The sequence below is a fragment of the Polyangium jinanense genome (assembly GCF_028435365.1).
Genome location: NZ_JAGTJJ010000007.1, coordinates 44,289 through 63,700, shown reverse-complemented (window position 1 = coordinate 63,700; position 19,412 = coordinate 44,289). Strand labels below are relative to the sequence as shown.

The 19,412-nt window shown below is 66.6% G+C and carries 12 protein-coding genes and 1 pseudogene; 12 read left to right on the top strand and 1 reads right to left on the bottom strand.

What is annotated here, in order from left to right; translation table 11 throughout:
* Positions 1-217 precede the first annotated feature (217 nt).
* From KEG57_RS16910 to KEG57_RS16870, 10 genes and pseudogenes are all read left to right on the top strand, one after another.
* A complete protein-coding gene (locus KEG57_RS16910) occupies positions 218-6,790 on the top strand; it encodes an RHS repeat-associated core domain-containing protein (protein WP_272458618.1) in 6,573 nt (2,190 codons plus the stop codon).
* Positions 6,787-7,182: an Imm1 family immunity protein gene (locus KEG57_RS16905; protein WP_272458617.1), complete on the top strand. Its 396-nt coding sequence runs from the start codon at positions 6,787-6,789 to the stop codon at positions 7,180-7,182. The genes KEG57_RS16910 and KEG57_RS16905 overlap by 4 nt, the downstream gene beginning before the upstream one ends.
* A 120-nt stretch (positions 7,183-7,302) precedes the next feature.
* Entirely contained in the window at positions 7,303-7,665 is a 363-nt protein-coding gene (locus KEG57_RS16900; protein ID WP_272458616.1) for a DUF2019 domain-containing protein, read from the top strand.
* Between the two features lie 236 nt (positions 7,666-7,901).
* Positions 7,902-8,147 (top strand): annotated as a pseudogene (locus KEG57_RS56410) (DUF7668 domain-containing protein); the annotation flags it as partial.
* Positions 8,148-8,200: 53 nt separating this feature from the next.
* Complete coding sequence (locus tag KEG57_RS16895; RefSeq protein WP_272458615.1) at positions 8,201-8,578, top strand: hypothetical protein; 378 nt, start codon at positions 8,201-8,203, stop codon at positions 8,576-8,578.
* Between the two features lie 52 nt (positions 8,579-8,630).
* Positions 8,631-8,864, top strand: coding sequence for a hypothetical protein (locus KEG57_RS16890; protein ID WP_272458614.1), 234 nt, complete (start codon positions 8,631-8,633; stop codon positions 8,862-8,864).
* A gap of 212 nt (positions 8,865-9,076) precedes the next feature.
* Complete coding sequence (locus KEG57_RS16885; RefSeq protein WP_272458613.1) at positions 9,077-9,829, top strand: hypothetical protein; 753 nt, start codon at positions 9,077-9,079, stop codon at positions 9,827-9,829.
* Between the two features lie 980 nt (positions 9,830-10,809).
* Positions 10,810-12,159 (top strand): GntP family permease, encoded by a 1,350-nt coding sequence (locus KEG57_RS16880; RefSeq protein ID WP_272458612.1) that lies wholly within the window; start codon positions 10,810-10,812, stop codon positions 12,157-12,159.
* Positions 12,160-12,215: 56 nt separating this feature from the next.
* On the top strand, positions 12,216-13,799 hold the full coding sequence (locus KEG57_RS16875) for a hypothetical protein (RefSeq protein WP_272458611.1): 1,584 nt from the start codon (positions 12,216-12,218) through the stop codon (positions 13,797-13,799).
* 24 nt (positions 13,800-13,823) lie between these two features.
* On the top strand, positions 13,824-15,776 hold the full coding sequence (locus tag KEG57_RS16870; protein WP_272458610.1) for an acyl CoA:acetate/3-ketoacid CoA transferase: 1,953 nt from the start codon (positions 13,824-13,826) through the stop codon (positions 15,774-15,776).
* Between the two features lie 6 nt (positions 15,777-15,782).
* Here the strand turns inward: KEG57_RS16870 and KEG57_RS16865 are convergent, their stop codons facing one another.
* On the bottom strand, positions 15,783-16,892 hold the full coding sequence (locus tag KEG57_RS16865; protein ID WP_272458609.1) for an AgmX/PglI C-terminal domain-containing protein: 1,110 nt from the start codon (positions 16,890-16,892) through the stop codon (positions 15,783-15,785).
* 276 nt (positions 16,893-17,168) lie between these two features.
* Here KEG57_RS16865 and KEG57_RS16860 point away from each other — a divergent pair, with 276 nt between their 5' ends.
* Together KEG57_RS16860 and KEG57_RS16855 are read left to right on the top strand one after the other, a co-directional pair.
* A complete protein-coding gene (locus KEG57_RS16860) occupies positions 17,169-18,800 on the top strand; it encodes a DEAD/DEAH box helicase (protein ID WP_272420580.1) in 1,632 nt (543 codons plus the stop codon).
* Positions 18,801-19,013: 213 nt separating this feature from the next.
* The gene (locus tag KEG57_RS16855; RefSeq protein WP_272420578.1) at positions 19,014-19,358 is read left to right on the top strand and encodes a hypothetical protein; all 345 of its coding nucleotides are present in this window, start codon (positions 19,014-19,016) and stop codon (positions 19,356-19,358) included.
* Positions 19,359-19,412: the final 54 nt, after the last annotated feature.

The following is a 19,412-nucleotide window of genomic DNA, read 5'->3' as shown; positions in this document are numbered from 1 at the left end:
GGCGGGGGCTACGCGCCCAAAGGCCCGCGCCAGCGCAAGCGCTGGACCCGTGATGCAAAGGCCGCGATGCGTCCTTTGCAAAGCCGCAGGACGCACGCACGGCACCAGCGCGGCCCGCGCGGCGGCCACCCGAAAACTCGCCGACCGGACCATCCATGTCATCGCTGGCCCCATGTTGGCCTTGACGGGATGACCAGCCACATGTGGACTGGCTGTCATGCGCTGGGTCTTCGTGCACCTGTCCTGGCTGCTCGTCCTTTTCGTCATCGCGCAAGGCTGCACCTGCGGGAATGGCAGCATCCCTCCTTCTGCGCCGGGTCCCATTGCATGCCGACCCCAGCATCCGGTCCTCTCGATTCCGTCCACGGCCGCGTCCGAGCCCGAGATCCTCGCGGCCGGCACAATTCCAAGCACATTCTCCGTCACGAGCACGGGCGACGCGGCGCTCGTGATCCCCCTGGAGACCGTACCGGGCCGCGCGGGCGTCGAGCCTGAAATGGCGCTCGTGTACGACAGCGGGGGTGAGAACGGCGTCCTTGGTATGGGCTTTTCGTTGCGAGGGCCCTCCGCTATCACGCGATGCCCGCGGAACTTCGCGATCGATGGTGAGATCCGCGGCGTCCGTTACGACACGCGCGACGCGCTCTGTCTCGACGGAAATCGCCTCATCCCCGTGGACGAGGGAGCGGCGACCGTCGAGTATCGGACGCTCCCGGACACGCGTGTCAAGGTCGTGGGGCATTTCCCGAAAGGAGGCGCCTCCGAGAGCGCGCTCTTCTTCGAGGCGTTTCTGCCCACCGGGCTCGTGATCGAATACGGGAAGGGCGACGGCGGCAAGCCACTCGCACAGGGCGGCGTCCCCCGCGCGTGGCTCGCGACGAAGGTCAAGGACGGCCGCGGCAACGCGATGACGTATGGTTATTGCTTCGCCGAGGCGGACGGGTACACCGCCGAATACGCACTGGACGAGGTTCGGTATACCAGCTTCGAAGGGGCACCGGCGTCCCGCGCAGTCGTGCTCACGTATGGGACGAAGGACCCGGTCGACGTGCGCACGCATTTCTCGGGCGGCATGGCCCTGCAAAGCTCGCTCCGGCTCGACGAAATCCGAATGATCGGCGGCGACACGCTGGTTCGCCGTTATGGCCTCCGCTACACCCTCTCGGAGACGACCGGGCGGACGCTCTTGACGGAGGTCGAGGAGTGCGGTGGCGATGGGGTTTGCAAGCCACCCACGCATTTTCAATACAGGAGTGACGCGCCCGGATTCGAGAGGATCGAGACGAACATCGCGGCGCCCACGTCCAGGCGGGCGAGCCCGATGCTCTTCGACATGAATGGCGACGGGCTCGACGAGCTCGTGATTCCAGACACGAACGCGGCGCTGAGCACGCCGCAGAATCCGATCACGGAATGGCTCGTCGCCAAGAACGGCGGGGCCGCGACGTCTCCGCAATACTTCGCCGAGCCGACGCTCGCGTTCTCTCAAGAATGGGACATCGTCGCGGATCCCGAAGGACCGTCGGATCCCTCGCTCATCCAGCCGGAGCTCGGGACGACCATCGACTACAATCAGGATGGCCTGGCCGACGTCCTGCTCCACGACGTTCATGGTCGCTTGGTCCATGAAACGGTGCTCCTTTCCCGGCCCGATCAAACGTTCGATCTCCACGATACCGGCATAACCCGACCTTTTCCGCTCGGGGCAGCGCCTCCGCCTCCGATGCTCACGAGCCCGGGAGGCTCCGTTCATCTCGCCGATCTCGACGGCGACGGCGTCCTGGATCGAATCCAATGCGAGGATCACAGCACCGACGCGACGGACGTCCCCGGCGTGACCGTGTGGACAGCGCAACTCTGGAGGCCGGCGGAGGGCTCCACGCCCGCCGGATTCGAGCCCGAGGGCAAGCGGATCGAGCCGCTCGCCGGGGCTCCGTGCGACATGCATCTCTACACGGTGGACCTCGACGCCGACCGCAAGGTCGAGCTCGTGGCGCCGAGGGTGGCCAAATTCGGCGGGACGTCCGAGATCCCCTTGTCGACCTACAAAGCGCTGACCCGCCTTCGTGATGGAAGCTTCGAGGTCTTCGACACGAAGCTGCCCATCCAGCGGGCCGGCGGCCGCGTCGTGTTTCTCGACGTCAATGGCGATCGGCTGCCCGACGCGGTGCAATCAGGATGGCCGGACCACCTCCTCCGCACGTACCTCAATACGGGACCGACGTTCCAGAAAACGCCCGAGGAGAGCCTCGAATGGGACGGCATCGGCGAGCAAGATTCATTCTTCCACTTGGCCGTGCCGCTCGATCACGACGGCGACGGCCGGACCGATCTCTTGATGCCCATCCCTGCCGGCGTGATGCCGAACGTATCGAGCACGCTTCCGGCCTGGTTCGTCCTCCGGGCGACCGGCGCTCGAAATGCGCCGACGTTCACGCCCATCGATGCGGAAATTCCGTTCGAGGCCCTGCTCGGGGATGCCGTCACGCTCGCCGATCCTCGCGGCCCGCGCGTCGGCGACGTCAATGGGGACGGTGCCGCGGACGTGGTGCTCCTGCTCGGCGGCGTGTTCAATATCTTCCAGAGCCGCGCGGCCGATCAGGATGTCCTCGTGGGCGTCTCCGATGGAATGAATGACCACGATCCCGGCGAGCCGGCCTTCGTGCCGAGCATCGGCCTCTCGTACGGACATTTGACCGACGAATGGATCACGAACGGCGCCACGGCGAACGATCCCGCCCTGGAGACATATCTGTATCGATCGCATGCCGACCCAACGAACGATTGCGGCTATCCGCGGCGTTGTGCCGTGGGTCCTCGCCGTGTGGTGAGCGCTTATGCCGTGAGCGATGGCCAGGGCGGCCAGAGGCATTTTCGCGTCCGGTACGAAGACGGCCGGTATCATCGGCTCGGGCTCGGGGGGCTCGGGTTCGCGAAGCGGATCCTCACCGACGTCGAGACCGGCGCCGGGGAGGCGGTGTTTTATGACAACATGACGTACTTCGAGACGGCCAGCGGGACGGTCTTTCCCTTCGCGGGGCGACCGAAGCAGCAATGGCGCTGGTATCCGGCCCTCGCAGGCGCCTCCGATCCCTCCCGGGTCGAGAGGTTCCTCGTCGAGATGACGCCCACCTTCGTCCCGACGAACGACGGCAAGACGTACTTTACCCTGATCACCGAGCGCCGCGCGCGTCGCGTCGAGGAGGTCGAGAACGGCGGCGCCACGCTCCTCACCGACACGACAGAGGCCGTCACTTCTTTCGACGCGTTCGGCAACGTGCTCGAATTCGAGCGCAAGACAGCCGGCGTCGATCTCACCCTGCGCGTGAAACGCACGTTCGAGAACGACACCGAGCGCTGGGTGCTCGGGCAGCTCGAGACCCAGGAGGAATGCAGCGCGGCGTTGAACCTGTCGCAATGTCTGAAGGTCACGCGCACGAACACGCCCTACGGCGAGGTCCGCGCCGAATCGACGGAGACAGGCGATGGCAGCCCCGAGACGCGGCTCTTGGTCGTCCTCGAACGGGACGAATTCGGCAACGTGACGGATGTCGCCGCCGACGACGCGTATGGGCACCATCGTTCGGTGCATATCGAGCTCGATCCGGAGGGCATCTTCCCCGAGAGCTACACGAACGCGGCAGGCCATACGACGCGCGTCGAATTCGATCCCGGGCTCGGCGTGCTCGCGAAGCTCACGGATCCGAATGGGCTCGTCACGAAGTGGACGCACGACGGCTTCGGCCGGCGAACGCTGGAGGAGCGGCCGGACGGCACGACGACGCGGATCACGCTCTCGCGGGAGCGAGAGGGGGACGCGTGGCGCGTGACGGAGCGAACCACGACGAGCGGCGGCGCAGACGATACCGCCTCCTTGGATCGTCTCGCCCGCCCCGTCCGAGTTGTCACACACGCGCCGGATACGCCCGAGCAGGCGGGCAGCTCGCCCCGCGTGACGCAGGTGATCGAATACGATCGACTCAGCGGGAAGGTCGCGAGGCGTTCAGTGCCGACGAGCGAGGACACGCCCGACGCCGAGCTCCTCTTCGACGAATACGAATTCGACATGCTGGGGCGCGAGGTGCTGCACAGGGCGCCCTGGGGCGCGACAACGAGGACCAGCTACAAGGGCCTGGCGATCGAGACCCTCGATCCTCACCTCCAGTCGACGGTCGTCACGAACGATCCGCTCGGCCGACCGAAGACGGTGAAGGACGCAAAGAACGGGACCACGACGTATACCTACGGTCCCTTCGGGGCGCTTCATACCGTGACGGATCCGGGCGGCGCGCTGATGCGCATGACGCGCGACGCGCTCGGGCGCGTCCGGAAGCGCGAGGATCCGGACCGGGGCACGACGATCGAGGTGCACGACGGCTTCGGCGATCTGCTCTCGATAACTGATGCGCTCGGTCGGGTCTCGACCTTCGATTACGACGAGCTCGGCCGCGAGACATCCCGCACGGACCAGAAGGGCGTGGAGATCCTCGAAACGACCTTTACATGGGACACGGCGCCGAACGGAATCGGCAAGCTCCACAAGGTCGAGAGCCCCGACGGGGAGAAGGCGTATGAATACGACACTCGCGGTCGCACCCGAAGCGTCGCGCTCACCGTCCAGGGGGAGAGCGAGCTCCTTTCGGCCACCTTCGGGTATGACGAATTCAGCCGAATCGATGCCGTCACGTACCCGGCCCCGAACGGCGCGGCTCCGTTCATCGTGCGCCACGAATTCGATGCGCACGGGCACGTCGTCGGCGTGCGCGACGGCCTGACGGGCGCGGAGTACTGGCGGCTGACGCACGTCGACGACGCGGGCCGGTATCGACGCGAGGTCTTCGGCAATGGCGCCGTAACCGATCGAAGCTATTTCGCCGACAAGGGGAGGCTCCGGAGCATCACCACGCAGCTCGGGGCGACCGAGGTCCAGGACCTCGGTTACGACTACGACGCGCTCCTCAACCTCACGAGCCGCACCGACGCGCTCCAGCCGCAGCACAAGACGGAGCGGTTTCGATACGACGCGCTCTCGCGCCTCACGTGCGCCTACTTCAGCGCCGCGGAGAACCCGCTCGCGCCCTGCGTGGAGAGTTACGATTACGCGCCGAATGGGAACCTGACGTTCAAGTCCGACCTCGGCGCGCTCACGTACGGCGACGCGAAGCATCCGCATGCGGTCACGGCCGCGGGTGGCGGGGGGTATGGCTACGACGCCGTGGGCAACCAGGTGACCCGACCCGGCGGGATGACCGTCAGCTATACGCATTTCGATCTGCCGAGGGCCATCACGCAGGGCGCGGACACGACGACGTTCGGCTACGACGGCGATCAAAAACGCATCCGCAAGACGACGCCAACCGAGGAGACGCTTTATTTCGGCGATCTCTACGAGCGCGTCACCGCGATGGGCTCCGCGGCGACGGAGCACCGGTATTACGTGCACTCCCCGGAGCGGGTCGTCGCGGTCGTCACGCGTGGCGGAGCGGAGCCGGGCACGCGGTATCTCCACGTCGACCATCTGGGTTCGATCGATGCCATCACGAGCGCCGCGGGGGTGGAGGAGCGGCGCAGCTATGACCCGTTCGGGCAGCGGAGAAACCAGGTATGGGGGCTGCCGCCGCCGGCCTCGTTCACGAGCAAGACGACGAAGGGTTTCACGGGGCACGAGGGCGACGACGAGCTCGGGCTCGTGAACATGAAGGGCCGGATGTTCGATCCGCGGCTCGGGAGGTTCTTGACGACCGATCCCGTGATCGCGGACGTATTCGACGGGCAGAGTCACAACCGATACAGCTACGTCGTCAACAACCCGCTTTCGTTCGTCGATCCGACGGGGTTCGCGCCGGCGACGGGGGTCGTGCAGCAGCCGGGGTATCCGGACGTGCCGTTGCCGGAGGATCACATTCGGCCGAGCGCGTGGTTTCTGGCGGGGCAGGAGGTGCGTCGGCTGCTCGCGCACGAAATCGATCCGCCCGGGGTCGGCGCGGGGGCGCCCGCGACGGACGTGGATACGACGGGGAGCAAGGGCGCGGCGAGCGTCGGTCTGCCGACGGTGGAGATCCCGCACCCGTCCGGGCCGGGGACGGATGATCCGTTTGGCGTGTATCCGCCGGACGTGATGCTGGATTCGAGTCCGATTCCGCTCTTCGAGCAGCTCCTCGCGGGCGGCCCGGGCGGCGGGCGGACGGCGTTCGTCGTGGAGGAGGAGGGCGGGATCGGGCGGGATTTGTCGCTCCTGCTCGGGCCGGAGCGGGAGGTGATTCTGCTGCGGCCGCAGATCGGGGATCCAGTCCTGCGCGACCCGAGGGAGCAGGCCGCGGGGCGGCTCTTCTTCGAGGGGACGCTGATGCTGGGCGCGGTGTTGACCCCCGGGCCGGAGGATGATATCGCGCTGCTTGGTAGCAGGGCCCTGCGACGGGGGCCGAATGTCGCAGGGGGCGTAGGTGGTCTGGACAGCCTTGCACGGTTCCGCGGCGAGTTGGGACTTGCACAAGGTGAAGGCTCCCTTGCTCGTCTCGACGTAGGTGGCCGCAGTTTCTACGGCATCAATGCGCATGGACAACATGTCAGTTTGCGGGTCAACGCGATTACGCGGACACACGCGGAGGCAGATGCGTTTCAGCAGGCTGCGAATGCCGGAGCGAGCGGCGGGCGTGGGACGCTGTACGTCGACCGCGCGCTATGCCCGGCGTGCGGACCCAATGGAGGAGTCCGCGGGCTCGCACGTCAGCTTGGTCTTGAGGAACTGGAAGTCATCACCCCGCAGGGAACGCAGGTGATCCGCCCATGAGCGCGCTCTCGATTCACGGCGACAAATGGCATGGAGTACTGAATGACGAGTGGCACGTTGACCGACCGTCTTGGGACGACGTAGACAAGGCTATTCGACGACTTGACGCGAAAACGTACACGATCGTGACCGTCCAAGGCCCAGGCGAGCAGCACCTAGCGATCGGGGGCGGTTCGGGGCGTTACATCGTCTATGCGACCTTCGACAACTGCGAGTTTTGGAACTTGTTGAGTACAGATTCCACGAATGGCATGGTGCTGCTAAATGCGGGCGGTCAAGAAGGCGACTACCCTGCGGCGCAGATTGTCGACCAGGAACAGGCACGTACGGCGGCGCGAACGTTCCTTCTTGATTTGCGGCTTGAGCCAAGCCTTCGTTGGGAGAGGCAGTGATCCAACAGCTCCGGCGTATGCCGGGGATACTCTCACAGTTCGTCAGTGGTTGAGTACCCAATCGTTCGAAGCCCAGAGGGCGTTCGGGTTGCAGGCGATCGAGAACATTAGGGCGGGGCTATGGTGAAGCGGCCGGATATGCGGGTGCTGGTGGAACAGTTCGCCGAGGATGTCGCGAAGCAGACCGATGCGATCTGGCAGGGCGACCACCGCACGGGGAACAAGCATGCAAAGCGGTACATGGCGACATTCCGGAAGCTCCGCGCGATAGGGGATGCTGGCCGGGACGCCTTGGCTGCGCTGTTGGCGCACGAACGGCCTGACGTCCGCGTGATGGCCGCCGCGTACCTGCTGCGCCATCGGACGACCGAATCGATGGAAGTGCTGCGGGAAGCAGCGAAGGGCTCCGGCCTGATCGCCTTCGAGGCTTCGCAGGCCATCAAGAGGTGGGAGGAGGGAACGTGGGCGCTGGATCCCGCATGAGAGATGGCCGCCTAAGGCACTGAGACGCGGTGGCTTGTCTCCAGCTGAAGCCCGATCGGCGATCGAACGTGCCGATGAATACTTCAGGTCAATCGGCGTGACGCCCACCACGCCCACTCGAGTTCCGGGCAGTCGATAGGAGCGAGCATGGACCGAGACCTTCTTGCTGCGATTCGTGATCTTGTGGCGGACCTCGCCCGTGGACGATTCGGTGAGTCGAAACGGACGGTCGTGCGGGGCGTCTATCAGCTTCAGAGCTACTGTCGGCGATTCGTGACTACGGACGAACGCTGGTGCCGTTGCCTGATGAAGCAGTGCCCTTGATAGATATCTATCCAAACGACCTGGATTCGACGAAGTCTTCTCTGGACGTGCCGCTTTGGACTGCCGAGGAGGGACGAAGCGACCTCACTCTTTCGTTAGTCGCAACGAAGGAAGGCGACAAGTATCGCTTGGAGATCAGCGACCTACACGTGTTGTAGTGATTCGGTTTCAGGTCGGTCGGGCCCGACTCGCATTCCGTGGGGACGATGAGATGCCTACTCCTGAGATCGAGGAATTTGCCAGGAAGCTCGTGCAGCAAGTTAGGGATGTCGCCATACGCAATTGCGATGCACTCCTTCAACCCCAGGCGGGATCTCCGGCGGCGCACAGATGGAGGGCGCTCGATGCGACATCATCAGACATTCGCGTCGTGGTCCCCGATGCGGTGGACGAGGCCGTTTTTGGCGTCCTTCAGGCGATTGATCAGGGCTTGTTGCGACTGAAGTACGTAAGCAGCAGCGGGCGCGAGGTCGATTTGACCGAGGAGGGCCTAGGCGAACTGGCGGGCTGGTACATGGGGAGTGGCGGATGGCGGGCCATGTACTCTGCCGAGCGGTTCGTCGACGATTTCTCTGATGTTGGCGGCTGACCGCGGTTGACGCGTGTGCCCCGTCGGCGTTCGCCGCTCGGGGCAGAGCGCCGTGCAACATGAGGCGCCGGCGACGGATGTGGACACGACGGGGAGCAGGGGCGCGGCGAGCGTCGGTCTGCCGACGGTGGAGATCCCGCACCCGTCCGGGCCGGGGACGGACGACCCGTTTGGCGTGTTTCCGCCGGACGTGATGCTGGATTCGAGCCCGATTCCGTTGTTCGACGCGCTCCTCGCGGGCGAGCCTGGTGAACTGGTGCGCCTCATCGAACGCGCCCTCGGGTAGCCTCGACGCCTCCACGCTCGCCCGAGCGTACCCCTCCACGAAGCCGCCGCCGGCTGACGCGGCCCCGACCCGATCCCGCCCTTCCCTGCGCCATCGAAGAACCCTTTTCCCCGCAGCCCCCTCACCTTTCCCCTTGACGCCCCCCGCGCGCCCGGCCGACACTCCGCCCCCCAATCGCGCGCCCTCTCGCGCCCCCCTCGGAGGTCCCTCGCATGCTCGAATTGCCTCGCCTGGATGTCGATCGTCAGCTCAACGTCGGCAATGCCATCGCGGCCGGGCTCGCCGCGCCGAGGCCCACACCGCTCACGCCGACGACGCTCGCGCGCGGGCAGGCCGTCGTCGCCGTGACCCTCGACCTCCGCGCTTTCTCGGGGCCCACCCCCGGCGTCGTCGATCGCGCGACCGATACCGTCATCACCGCGTTCGATCGCGCCCGCGCCGACGACGAACGCGCGCTCCTCGATAGCGTCGTCCCCCTCGGCCCCGCGCAGCGCGAGGCGCTCTCGCGTCTTCGTCTCATTCGTACCCGCGTCTTCCCCAATGGCACGGATTTCATTCGCCGCCGCATGGACCTCGAATGGCGCGCCCTGTGCGACGTGCGCAACGCGCTGAACGAGCCCGAGGTCGCCGCCGCGGTCGACGCGCAGGGGCTACGGCCGGCCGTCGATCACCTGCTCGCTCATATCGATCTTTATGGCCGCGTCATCGGGCAGGAGGCGGGCCCCGCCGGCAAAGCGGAGGAGCGCCTCAGCGCCGCGTGGCACGAGGCATTCAAGCTGTTCGCCGCGCAGGTCATGCTCGATTACGATAAAAATCCGGTAATCCAGAAGGAGCTCCTCGGCGCCTACGAGGTCCAGCTCGACGAGCAGCGGGCCGCCGCCCGCCACGCCGCGCGCGCTCGCCAGGCGAAGAGCGGCGAGGCGGCCGGCTCACCCCCCGATGGAGCTTCATCCGCGGAGGCGTAGGCCCTCCGAGAGGTCGCGGCGCGTCGCGGCCAGGACTCGTGAAGGTTCGGTTCGGGCCAGCCGGGCCTCCGTGAGGTCCAGCCTCGTCGCGGCCAGGCCTCGTGAAGGTTCAATTCGGGCCAGCCGGGCCTCCGTGAGGTCCAGCCTCGTCGCGGCCAGGCCTCGCCGAGCTTCGGGTCGCAACAGCCGGGCCTCCGTGAAGGTCCCGTTCGGAACAGCCGGGCCTCCGGGAGGTCCAGGCTCGTCGCGACCAGGCCTCGCCGAGGTCCGGCTCGGCCAAGCCAGGCCTCCGTGAGGTCCAGGCGCGTCGCGACGGAGCCTCGGCGAGGTCCGGCTCACGACAGCCAGGCCTCCGCGAGGTCCAGGCGCGTCGCGACGGAGCCTCGGCGAGGCCCGGCTCGGCCAAAACGGACCTCGCCGAGGGCGCGATGGGATGCGCCCGAGGCTCTGCGAGGTTCGACCGCCTCCCAGCCGTCCCTGACAGAGGCGCCAGATGAGGCCAATGGTCAGCCGCCGCGCGGAGAGGGGGTCGGGGGGGTGAGGTTCTGGGGCCGGCGACGTCTGTGGAACACCCTCTGAGAGAAGGGGCTCCGCGGCGTCGGGGCGAGCACCCATGGAGCGGCAAGACCGACCGAACGTCATGCCGGCGTCGACTCGAGCACCTGCAAGCGCTCTCGGCGATGATGCGGAAGCCACCTCAAACGCCTGCAAAGCTTCTCCGCCGTCATGCGGAGGGGGCGAAGCCCCTTCTCTGATGATGAACGCCCTTTGGCGCGCGGTCGGATCTTACCTGCACATGTAAGTTGTTTTTTCGGCGCGCCCTCTCGCCGCGGTCCGCCAAATAAGTCGGTGTCACTTGGTCACCGGGGCCCCATCGCCGAACATGCAGCCCGCGACGCCCCCCTTGCCCGTGGGGACGCGGCCCTCGCGGAGGTCACTCGATGGACGTCCTCACGACCCTTGCTGCCCTGTGTTTCCTCATGTTCGTGGCCTACCGCGGCTTCAGCGTGATCCTGTTCGCGCCCGTCGCCGCCTTGCTGGCCGTCGTCTGCGTGAGCCCGTCCCTCGTCCCGGCCTTCTTCTCGGGCATCTACATGGAGAAGCTGGCGGGGTTTCTCAAGCCCTACTTCCCTGTTTTTCTCCTGGGGGCTCTGTTCGGCAAGCTCATCGAAATCTCAGGTTTCGCGCGGGCCATCACCCAGCGCGTCACCCGCCTCATTGGCAAGAACAACGCCATCCTCGCCGTGGTCGTCGTCTGCGCCCTCTTGACGTACGGCGGCGTCTCTCTCTTCGTGGCCGCATTCGCGGTGTATCCCTTCGCTTTGGAGCTGTTCAAGGCCGCCAACATTCCCAAGCGCCTCATTCCGGGCACCATCGCGCTGGGCTCCTTCACCTTCACCATGGATGCCCTGCCCGGCTCGCCGCAGATCCAGAACATCATCCCCACCAGCTTCTTCAAGACCACGACCTGGGCCGCCCCCTGGCTCGGCCTGGTCGGCGCGATCTTCGTCTTCACCGCGGGCATGGCTTACCTGACCTACCAGCGCAAGAAGGCCCAGGACCGCGGGGAGGGCTTCGGCGCGGAGGAGGGCGAGCCCGCGAAGGCCGACGAGAAATCGATCCATCCGCTGGTCGCGTTCCTGCCGCTCGTGCTGGTGGGTGTGCTCAATCTCGTCTTCACGCGCCTCTTGCCGAACGTCTACGGGCCGAGCTTCGATTTCGCGGCCGTCGGCGTGAAGGACGTCGCGGCGCTCGATACCTCCAAGCTCATCGCGCTGTGGGCCGTCGAGGGCGCGTTGCTCGTCGGCATCGGCGCCATCGTCATCACCGCGTTCGCCCGCGTGCGCGAGCCCTTTGCCAAGGCGGCCACCGTGGCCGTGGGCGGCGCGCTTTTGGCGGCCTTCAACACCGCCTCCGAGTATGGCTTCGGCGGGGTCATCGCCGCATTGCCGGGCTTCCGCGCCATCAGCGGGGCCATGGCGCAGGCCATCCACAATCCCCTGCTCAACGAGGCCATCACCACCACCACCCTCGCCGGCATCACCGGCTCGGCGTCCGGCGGCATGGGTATCGCCCTGGCGGCCATGGGCAAGCAATACCTGGAGCAGGCCACGCAAATGGGGATCCCTCCCGAGGTCCTGCACCGCGTCGCCTCCATGGCCAGCGGCGGGATGGATACGCTTCCGCACAACGGCGCGGTCATCACGCTGCTCGCCGTCACCGGACTGAGCCACCGCCAATCCTACGGCGACATCTTCGCCATGACCCTCATCAAGACCGCGGCCGTCTTCGTGGTCATCGCCTTCTATTACACGTTTCACATCTACTGATGGACCGCCGGGCGCGCGCTGCGCCCCCCTCGGACCCCTCGAAGGAGCGTCTTGCCATGCGCATCGCGACCGGTCTGCATTTCCTCACCCTTTGCGTCCTCGCCACGCTCGGCCGGGACGCCCTGGCCGCGGCTTCCGCGCCCGCGCCCGCGCCGCCCGCGCCCCCGGGCGGCGTGGTGGATACGAATCCGGCGAGTGTCCCGACGAAGCTCGTCCCCGCGCCGCCGTCACAGGCGCCCGCGCCGAGGCCCGCGCCCAAGCCGGTCTTCGGCCTCACCACCCTGCGCATCCTGGCCGACAAAGGCCTCATCTCGCCCCAGGAATACGAGGCTGCGAAGAAGGATCTCAATGACCTCGCGGCCGCGCGCGCCGAAAGCAGCCCCACCATTACGTTCGCCGGCTGGAAGACGACCCTCTACGGGTACGTCCAGGCCGACATGATGTACCACTCGACCCAGAGCTTCCCCGACTTCAGCAGCAACTTCCCGGTGGCCCGCCCCGATACCTACGCCGGCCAGCACGGACGCTTTCAGGCCACCATTCGCGACACCCGCATTGGCCTGCGCATCCAGGCGCCGCCGCTGCCGAACCTGCGCGTGAGCGGCGTGATCGAGACCGATTTCCTGGGTCCCACGGGCACGGTGGGCTCGACGATCTCGGAAAACGGCTTCTACGTCAATGCGAACCTGCGCATCCGCCACGCCTTCCTGAAGATGGAGACGCCGATCGTCGACGTCATGTTCGGGCACTACTGGGATCTCTTCGGCTGGCAGCCGCACTATTTCCCCGCCATCGTGCAATGGCCCGGCCTCGTGGGCGAGCTCTTCTCCCGCACGATACAGCTCCGCCTCTCGCACACGTTCAAGACCGAGCCCGTCAACGTCGAGATCGCCGCCGCAGCCGTGCGGCCACCGGCGCGCGACAGCGCCGTCCCAGAGGGCCAGGCTGGCGTGCGGCTGGTATTCAACAAATGGACCGGCTGGCACACGGGTTATCTGACGTCCACCGCCCTGACCGCCGCCTCCATTGGGCTCTCGGGAGATCTCCGCTATTTCCGCGTGCCGGAATTTGCAGAAAAACCCCTCGGCTCGCGCACCGCGACGGGGATGGGCTTCGCCGCCAGCGCTTATCTACCCATCGTCCCGGCAAAAAAGGACAAGAAGGACAACTCCCTCTCTCTGGTCGGCGAGTTCGTCACCGGTCGCTCGATCAACGACATGTACACCGGCCTGAACGGGGGCGTGAGCCACGCCGCGCTGCCGAACCCCACCGGGGCGACGCCGGCGCCGGTGTATACCTCGACGGTGGACGCGGGATTGGCCGTCTATGACGCGAACGGGGAGCTACGCCTGCCGCGCTGGACCACGTTTCTCGTGGGCGTGGAGTATTACCCGCCCTTCATGGGCGGCCGCGTGGCGCTCTTCGCCAACGTCTCGCGCTCGCAGCTGCACGACGCCGGCTCCTATCCGAACCCCGCCAAGGTGCGCGATCACGAGAGCTTCTACGAGGTCGGCTTCTTCGTCGACCCCTCGCCGGCGGTGCGCTTTGGCCTGGACTACGCGCATATCGATGACGTATACGCCGACGGGGTGAAGGCCAGCAACGAAGCGGCACAGCTCACGGGCTTTCTCTTCTTTTAGCCGCTGGATACGCGGGGATGCGCCATGACAAAGAACAAGATCGTATCCGCTGATGAAGCTGCGACCCTGCTCCGTGACGGGGACACCCTGGCCAACGCGGGTTTCGTGGGAAACGGCACGCCCGACGAGCTACTCGCGGCCCTGGAGCGGCGTTTCCTCGCCACCTCCGCGCCGCGTGATCTGACCCTCGTCTTCGCCGCCGGCCAGGGTGACGGCAAGGAGCGCGGGCTGAACCGCCTGGGGCACGAGGGGCTCTTGCGCCGCGTGATCGGTGGCCACTGGGGCCTCGTGCCGAAGCTCAGCCGCCTGGCCTTGCACGACAAGATCGAGGCCTACAACCTTCCCCAGGGCTGTATCTCGCAGCTTTATCGCGAGATCGCCGGCAAGCGGCCGGGCGTATTCAGCAAGGTCGGGCTGTCGACGTTCGTGGATCCCCGGCAATCGGGCGGCAAGATCAACCCGCGAACCGTCGAGGACCTCGTCGAGCTCATCACGCTGAACGGCGAGGAGTGGCTTCACTACAAGTCATTCCCCATCCACGTCGCCTTCCTGCGCGGCACCACGGCCGATCCCGAGGGCAATATCACGATGGAGCGCGAGTCGCTCGTGCTCGACGGCCTCTCCATGGCCATGGCGGCGAAGAACAGTGGCGGCATCGTCATCGTGCAGGTCGAGCGGGTGGCCGCCTCGGGCACGCTGCACCCGCGGCAGGTGCAAATCCCAGGCATCCTGGTCGATTGCGTCGTGGTGGCCGCGCCGCAGAACCACATGCAGACCTACGCCACCGCCTATAGCCCGGCCTTCGCGTCCGAGCTGCGCGTCCCGCCGGACGCCGTGGTGAGCATGCCGCTCGATGCGCGCAAGGTCATCGCGCGCCGCGCTGCGTTCGAGCTCTCGGTGGGCTCGGTGGTGAACCTGGGAATCGGCATGCCGGAGGGCGTGGCATCGGTGGCGCACGAGGAGCGGGTGCTCGAGCTGGTCACGCTGACGACGGAGCCGGGGGTGATCGGCGGGATCCCGGCGAGCGGGCTGGATTTCGGCGCGGCCGTGAACACGCAGGCGTTGATCCAGCAGCACCAGCAATTCGACTTTTATGATGGCGGGGGCCTGGACGTCGCATTTCTCGGCATGGCGCAATGCGATCGGCAAGGCAACGTGAACGTGAGCCGCTTCAATGGGCGGCTGGCCGGGGCGGGTGGGTTCATCAACATCAGCCAGAATGCGCGCAAGGTTGTCTTCCTGGGGACGTTCACGAGCGACGGGCTGGAGGTGGCCGTCGGCAATGGCGTGCTGCGTATCCTGCGCGAGGGTCGGCACAAGAAGCTCCTGGAGCACGTGGAGCAGGTGACCTTCAGCGGACCCTATGGGGCCAAGCGAGGGCAGCAGGTGCTTTACGTGACGGAGCGCTGCGTGCTGCGCTTGACCGACGATGGCCTTTTGCTCACAGAGATCGCGCCGGGCGTGGACCTGGAGGACGATATCCTGGCGCACATGGCCTTCCGACCGCTCCTGCCGCCGGAGGGGCCAGCGCTCATGGACGAGCGCATCTTCCAGGCGGAGCCCCTCGCCCTCCGCGCCGAGTTCCTGCACCTCAGCATGGAGGAGCGGATCCATTACGACGACAAACGCGGGACGTTGTTCTTGAACTTCGCCGGCATGCAGGTACGCAGCCGGAGGGACGTCGAGGTGGTGCGGCAGAGCGTGGAGCGGCGCTGCAGGACCATCGGCCGGCGGGTGGATGTCATCGTCAACTACGATACGTTCGAGATGCCGGAGGACGTCGCGGACGACTACGCGCGGATGGTCCGCTATCTGATGGACCGCTATTACAACACCGTCTCGCGCTACACGACGAGCGTGTTTCTGCGCATGAAGCTCGGGGATGCGCTGACCCGGCGTGGCGTCGCGCCGCACATCTTCGAGACCCGCGATGAAGCCAGCCAGTTCCTGGAGGCGGAGCAGAAGGCGCCGCGCTGAGCGCGCTCAGTTCCCCGGGGAGAAGTTGATGGGATACATCACGGTCACGATCCCCCCTTCCGGCGCAGGAAAAACAAGCTTCTCGAACGCTCCGACAATGCAAGCGACGACCTTCTCGTCAGGCATCCGCGAGGGCGGCGCCTGGCCTTCCGGGGTCGCGGGAGACGCTGGGGAGGAAGCCGCTTGCGTGACGCGACCGTCCTTTCCGATCACGAAACGCACGTTCACAAGCCCCTCCAGATTGGGATTGCGCTTCAACCCCTCCTCGTAGCAGGCCCGGAATCCGCCGAAGCTGCCGCGAACGACGCGCTGGATCTCTTCCGGCGCGAGACGGCCGGATACCTCGGTGGCTCCAAGCCGGATGGCAGGCGGGCGCTGATCGAGGGGCCCAGCGCCATGGGGGCGAAAGCTCACCAAGACCTCCGCGGCCCCGCCATCGCCGGCGGGTGCTCCTTTTTGCGCATTGACGATCGCCCCGAGTGCGCCCGCAGCGCCGCGAAAGAGCACGTCCGCGTCTGCGGTCAACCACAGGCCTGCTGGACATGGACGCGGGCCCTCCTGGCAGGCCCCGACGAGCGCGCTGCCGAGCTCACGGGCTTCCGACGTCCCTCGTGATACCTTCCGGCTCAGCACTTGCTCGAGCTGCTCTCGGCCTGTGCCCGAGGCGGGCGGCACGACAGCGAAGATGGTGAGCTCGAGCTGCGCGGAGCCGAGGTGCAGCGCGATCTGCCGGCGCGAGGGAACCCTGCTCTCGGGGGTCGAGGGCGCACCGGGAGGCTGTGGAATGGGCGTCCGCAGCTTCAGCCACCCCGCGTCGGTCGATACCCAAGCCACGGAACAGCCAGCAAATGCGCTCGTCAAAATGGCACTGGCCACCGCCATGAAAGGGACATCGGGTTCTGCCTCGAAAACGCATTCACCTGGCGTTTGCCGGTCGAGCTCGGTCTTGCGAAGCTCTCGCAGGGTCTCGAAGAGCGGGTCGATCTTGTGCAGCCGGTCGCGGAAGAGCGCGGGGTCCCAAGGAATGGTCGCGTCGTCCAGGCGGATCTCCTTCAGGGCGACGCGGATACGCGGACCATCGACGTGAACCTCGGGAACGGTGGGTGGTGGTGCCACAACGTTCGCGGGTGCGGGTGAAGGAGACACCGCCTCCTGCCGCGTCTGCGGCGGTGCCTGCGTGCAACTGGCGACCGATGCGGCACATGCGAGCGCTGCGAACCACGGTAGGCTCGAGGCCCGCCCCCTCGAGCGGCAAACGATGTTCGTGGACTTCATGATCTCGATCCGCAAGGCTCGCGCAGGGTTCCTTATGTGCGGCTTGCTGGCAAGACGGAAAACGGGCCGATCCCGAGACCTTTCGCGAAAAATTCTTTTACACTCGCCGCCTTGCGCATGACCCCTCCCCCGCCCGCGACATCGCCTGCGCCCTCGCTCCGCCCCTACCAGCGCGAAGCGGTGAGCGCCGTCCTCTCCGCCCGGCGCGCGGGCCTGCGCCGCATGGTCGTCTGCCTCCCGACCGGCGCCGGTAAAACCGTCATCTTCGCCGAACTTTCTCGCCTCGCGCGCCGCGGCGTCCTCGTGCTCGCGCATCGGGAAGAGCTCGTCGAGCAGGCCCGCGACAAGATCCACCGCGCCCTCGCCGGCGAGGCCATCGTCGCCGTGGAGCAAGCCACGCGCCGCGCGCCGCGTGATGCCAAGGTCATCGTCGCCTCGATCCGCTCGCTTCACGACGCGCGCCTTTCCAACCTCCTCGCCGGCCGCGACCTCGGGCTCGTCATCTACGACGAATGCCACCACGCCGCCGCCGACGACAACCTCCGCGTCCTCCGCCGCCTCGGAGCATTCGATTCCGACTGGAATGGCACCTTGCTCGGCTTCACGGCCACCACCACCCGCGGCGACGGCCAGGGCCTCGACACGGTCTTCGAGCGCATCGTTTATGCGAAGACATTGCCGGAGCTCATCGAGCAAGGTTATCTCGTGCGGCTCTCCGGCTATCGCATCGCCACCACCGCCGACCTCTCGCGCCTCTCGGGCGAGGGTCTCGACTTCGCCGAGGACGAGCTCGCGCTCGCCGTGGACATCGAGGAACGCAACGCTCTCGTGGCCCGCGCGATCCAGGAGCTCGCGCGCGACCGGCGCACCATCGCCTTCTGCGTGACCGTGAGCCACGCGCGAAACCTCTGCTACGCGCTCAACGCCCTCGGTGTCCCCGCCGGCATCGTCCACGGCACCATGAAGCCCGAAGACCGCGCGAGAGCGCTCGAGGACTTCCGAAAAGGCCGGACGATCGTGCTCACCAACGTCGGGGTCTTGACCGAGGGCTTCGACGATCCTGGCGTGAGCTGCGTCGCAATGGCCCGCCCCACGCGGAACGAGGGGCTCTACGCGCAATGCGTGGGGCGCGGGACGCGTCTATTTCCTGGAAAAACCGATTGCTTGATCCTCGATTTTGTGGATCTTTCCGCCCTGGATCTCTGCACGCTTCCATCTCTCTTCGGCATGCCGCGGGACCTGGACCTCGAGGGCCGCGACGCCTCCGCGGCGAGGCGCACCTGGGAGCGCATCGCCTTCGATCATCCAGGATTCGACCTGGAGGCGGGCGCGATCACGCTCAGCGAGATCCAGGACCGCGCCGCGCGCTTCGATCCGCTGGGGCTCGGGCTCTCTGACGAGGTCCGCGCGATCTCCGACAACGCATGGGCGTCTCTCGGCAAATACGGGCTCGTTCTGCATTTCGAGCGTCGATCGGGAACACTCGCAGAGGCGCTCGTCGTGTGCCGCGGCGCGCGCGGCAAGCGCTGGGAGGTGCTCGTCGACGGTGAGAGCATGGCCCGCTTCAGCCGTCTCGAGGAGGCGGTGGAGGCGGTCGATTACGAGGTGCAGCGGATGGGTCGCGCGTCGCAGGCCTCGGCGCTCGCGGGCGCGGCCTGGCGGAGCGCGCCGGCACCGGCGGGATCCCGGGCAAGGACGCGGGCGGACGCGCTACGGCTCGAGGTATTTTTACGAGTCGTGCGAAGTTAGCGAGGCTCTTTCGGTGAGGACGCAGCCAACTGGGGGCGAAGATGTGGCCGAGGACGCTGCCGACGTGGTCGATACGATAACGTCCTCGACACATGGAAACCTTAAAATTGTGATATCCAGCTATGTCATCGCCCTCTTGCCCGCTGCGGCACCTTCGCGCCGCGTGCTCGATCCTCTTCAACTTGCCGGGGAGGTCATGCCATCATCGGCGATATGACAGTCTCCTCACCGGCAGTGCGCCAAGAACTCCTCACAACCATTGCCACCCTGAGACTCCGCGTCCTTATGCGCGACTCCTCCGGCACCGTTGAACTCGGCGCGCTGGTGACCAAGGGCCTCCGGCCTCCCGAGCAGAAGTTCATGATCTCGAACGCGGAGTGGACGCTGGGCATCGTCCCGCCGGGCACGACGTCGTACCTCATCGCGCACGAAACCTTCGATGTGCTTCGTCAGGCGACAGCGGCAGACGACGGCTCGTTCACCTCCGGTGGCAAGCGCTACCGGCTCATGCCGAACGATACGTCGACCCCTCCCGTCGCCGAAATCGTCCCGGCCTGATCGGCCTCCGGCACCTCGCCGGGCCTCCGTCGTACGAGAAAGCCCCTCAGAGGG

What these genes read in the sequence shown, in the direction of transcription:
- KEG57_RS16910 (WP_272458618.1), top strand. Translation starts at nt 218, where the DNA reads ATGCGCTGGGTCTTCGTGCACCTGTCCTGGCTGCTCGTCCTTTTCGTC.
- KEG57_RS16905 (WP_272458617.1), top strand. Translation starts at nt 6,787, where the DNA reads ATGAGCGCGCTCTCGATTCACGGCGACAAATGGCATGGAGTACTGAAT.
- KEG57_RS16900 (WP_272458616.1), top strand. Translation starts at nt 7,303, where the DNA reads ATGGTGAAGCGGCCGGATATGCGGGTGCTGGTGGAACAGTTCGCCGAG.
- KEG57_RS16895 (WP_272458615.1), top strand. Translation starts at nt 8,201, where the DNA reads ATGCCTACTCCTGAGATCGAGGAATTTGCCAGGAAGCTCGTGCAGCAA.
- KEG57_RS16885 (WP_272458613.1), top strand. Translation starts at nt 9,077, where the DNA reads ATGCTCGAATTGCCTCGCCTGGATGTCGATCGTCAGCTCAACGTCGGC.
- KEG57_RS16880 (WP_272458612.1), top strand. Translation starts at nt 10,810, where the DNA reads ATGTTCGTGGCCTACCGCGGCTTCAGCGTGATCCTGTTCGCGCCCGTC.
- KEG57_RS16875 (WP_272458611.1), top strand. Translation starts at nt 12,216, where the DNA reads ATGCGCATCGCGACCGGTCTGCATTTCCTCACCCTTTGCGTCCTCGCC.
- KEG57_RS16870 (WP_272458610.1), top strand. Translation starts at nt 13,824, where the DNA reads ATGACAAAGAACAAGATCGTATCCGCTGATGAAGCTGCGACCCTGCTC.
- KEG57_RS16860 (WP_272420580.1), top strand. Translation starts at nt 17,169, where the DNA reads ATGACCCCTCCCCCGCCCGCGACATCGCCTGCGCCCTCGCTCCGCCCC.
- KEG57_RS16855 (WP_272420578.1), top strand. Translation starts at nt 19,014, where the DNA reads ATGACAGTCTCCTCACCGGCAGTGCGCCAAGAACTCCTCACAACCATT.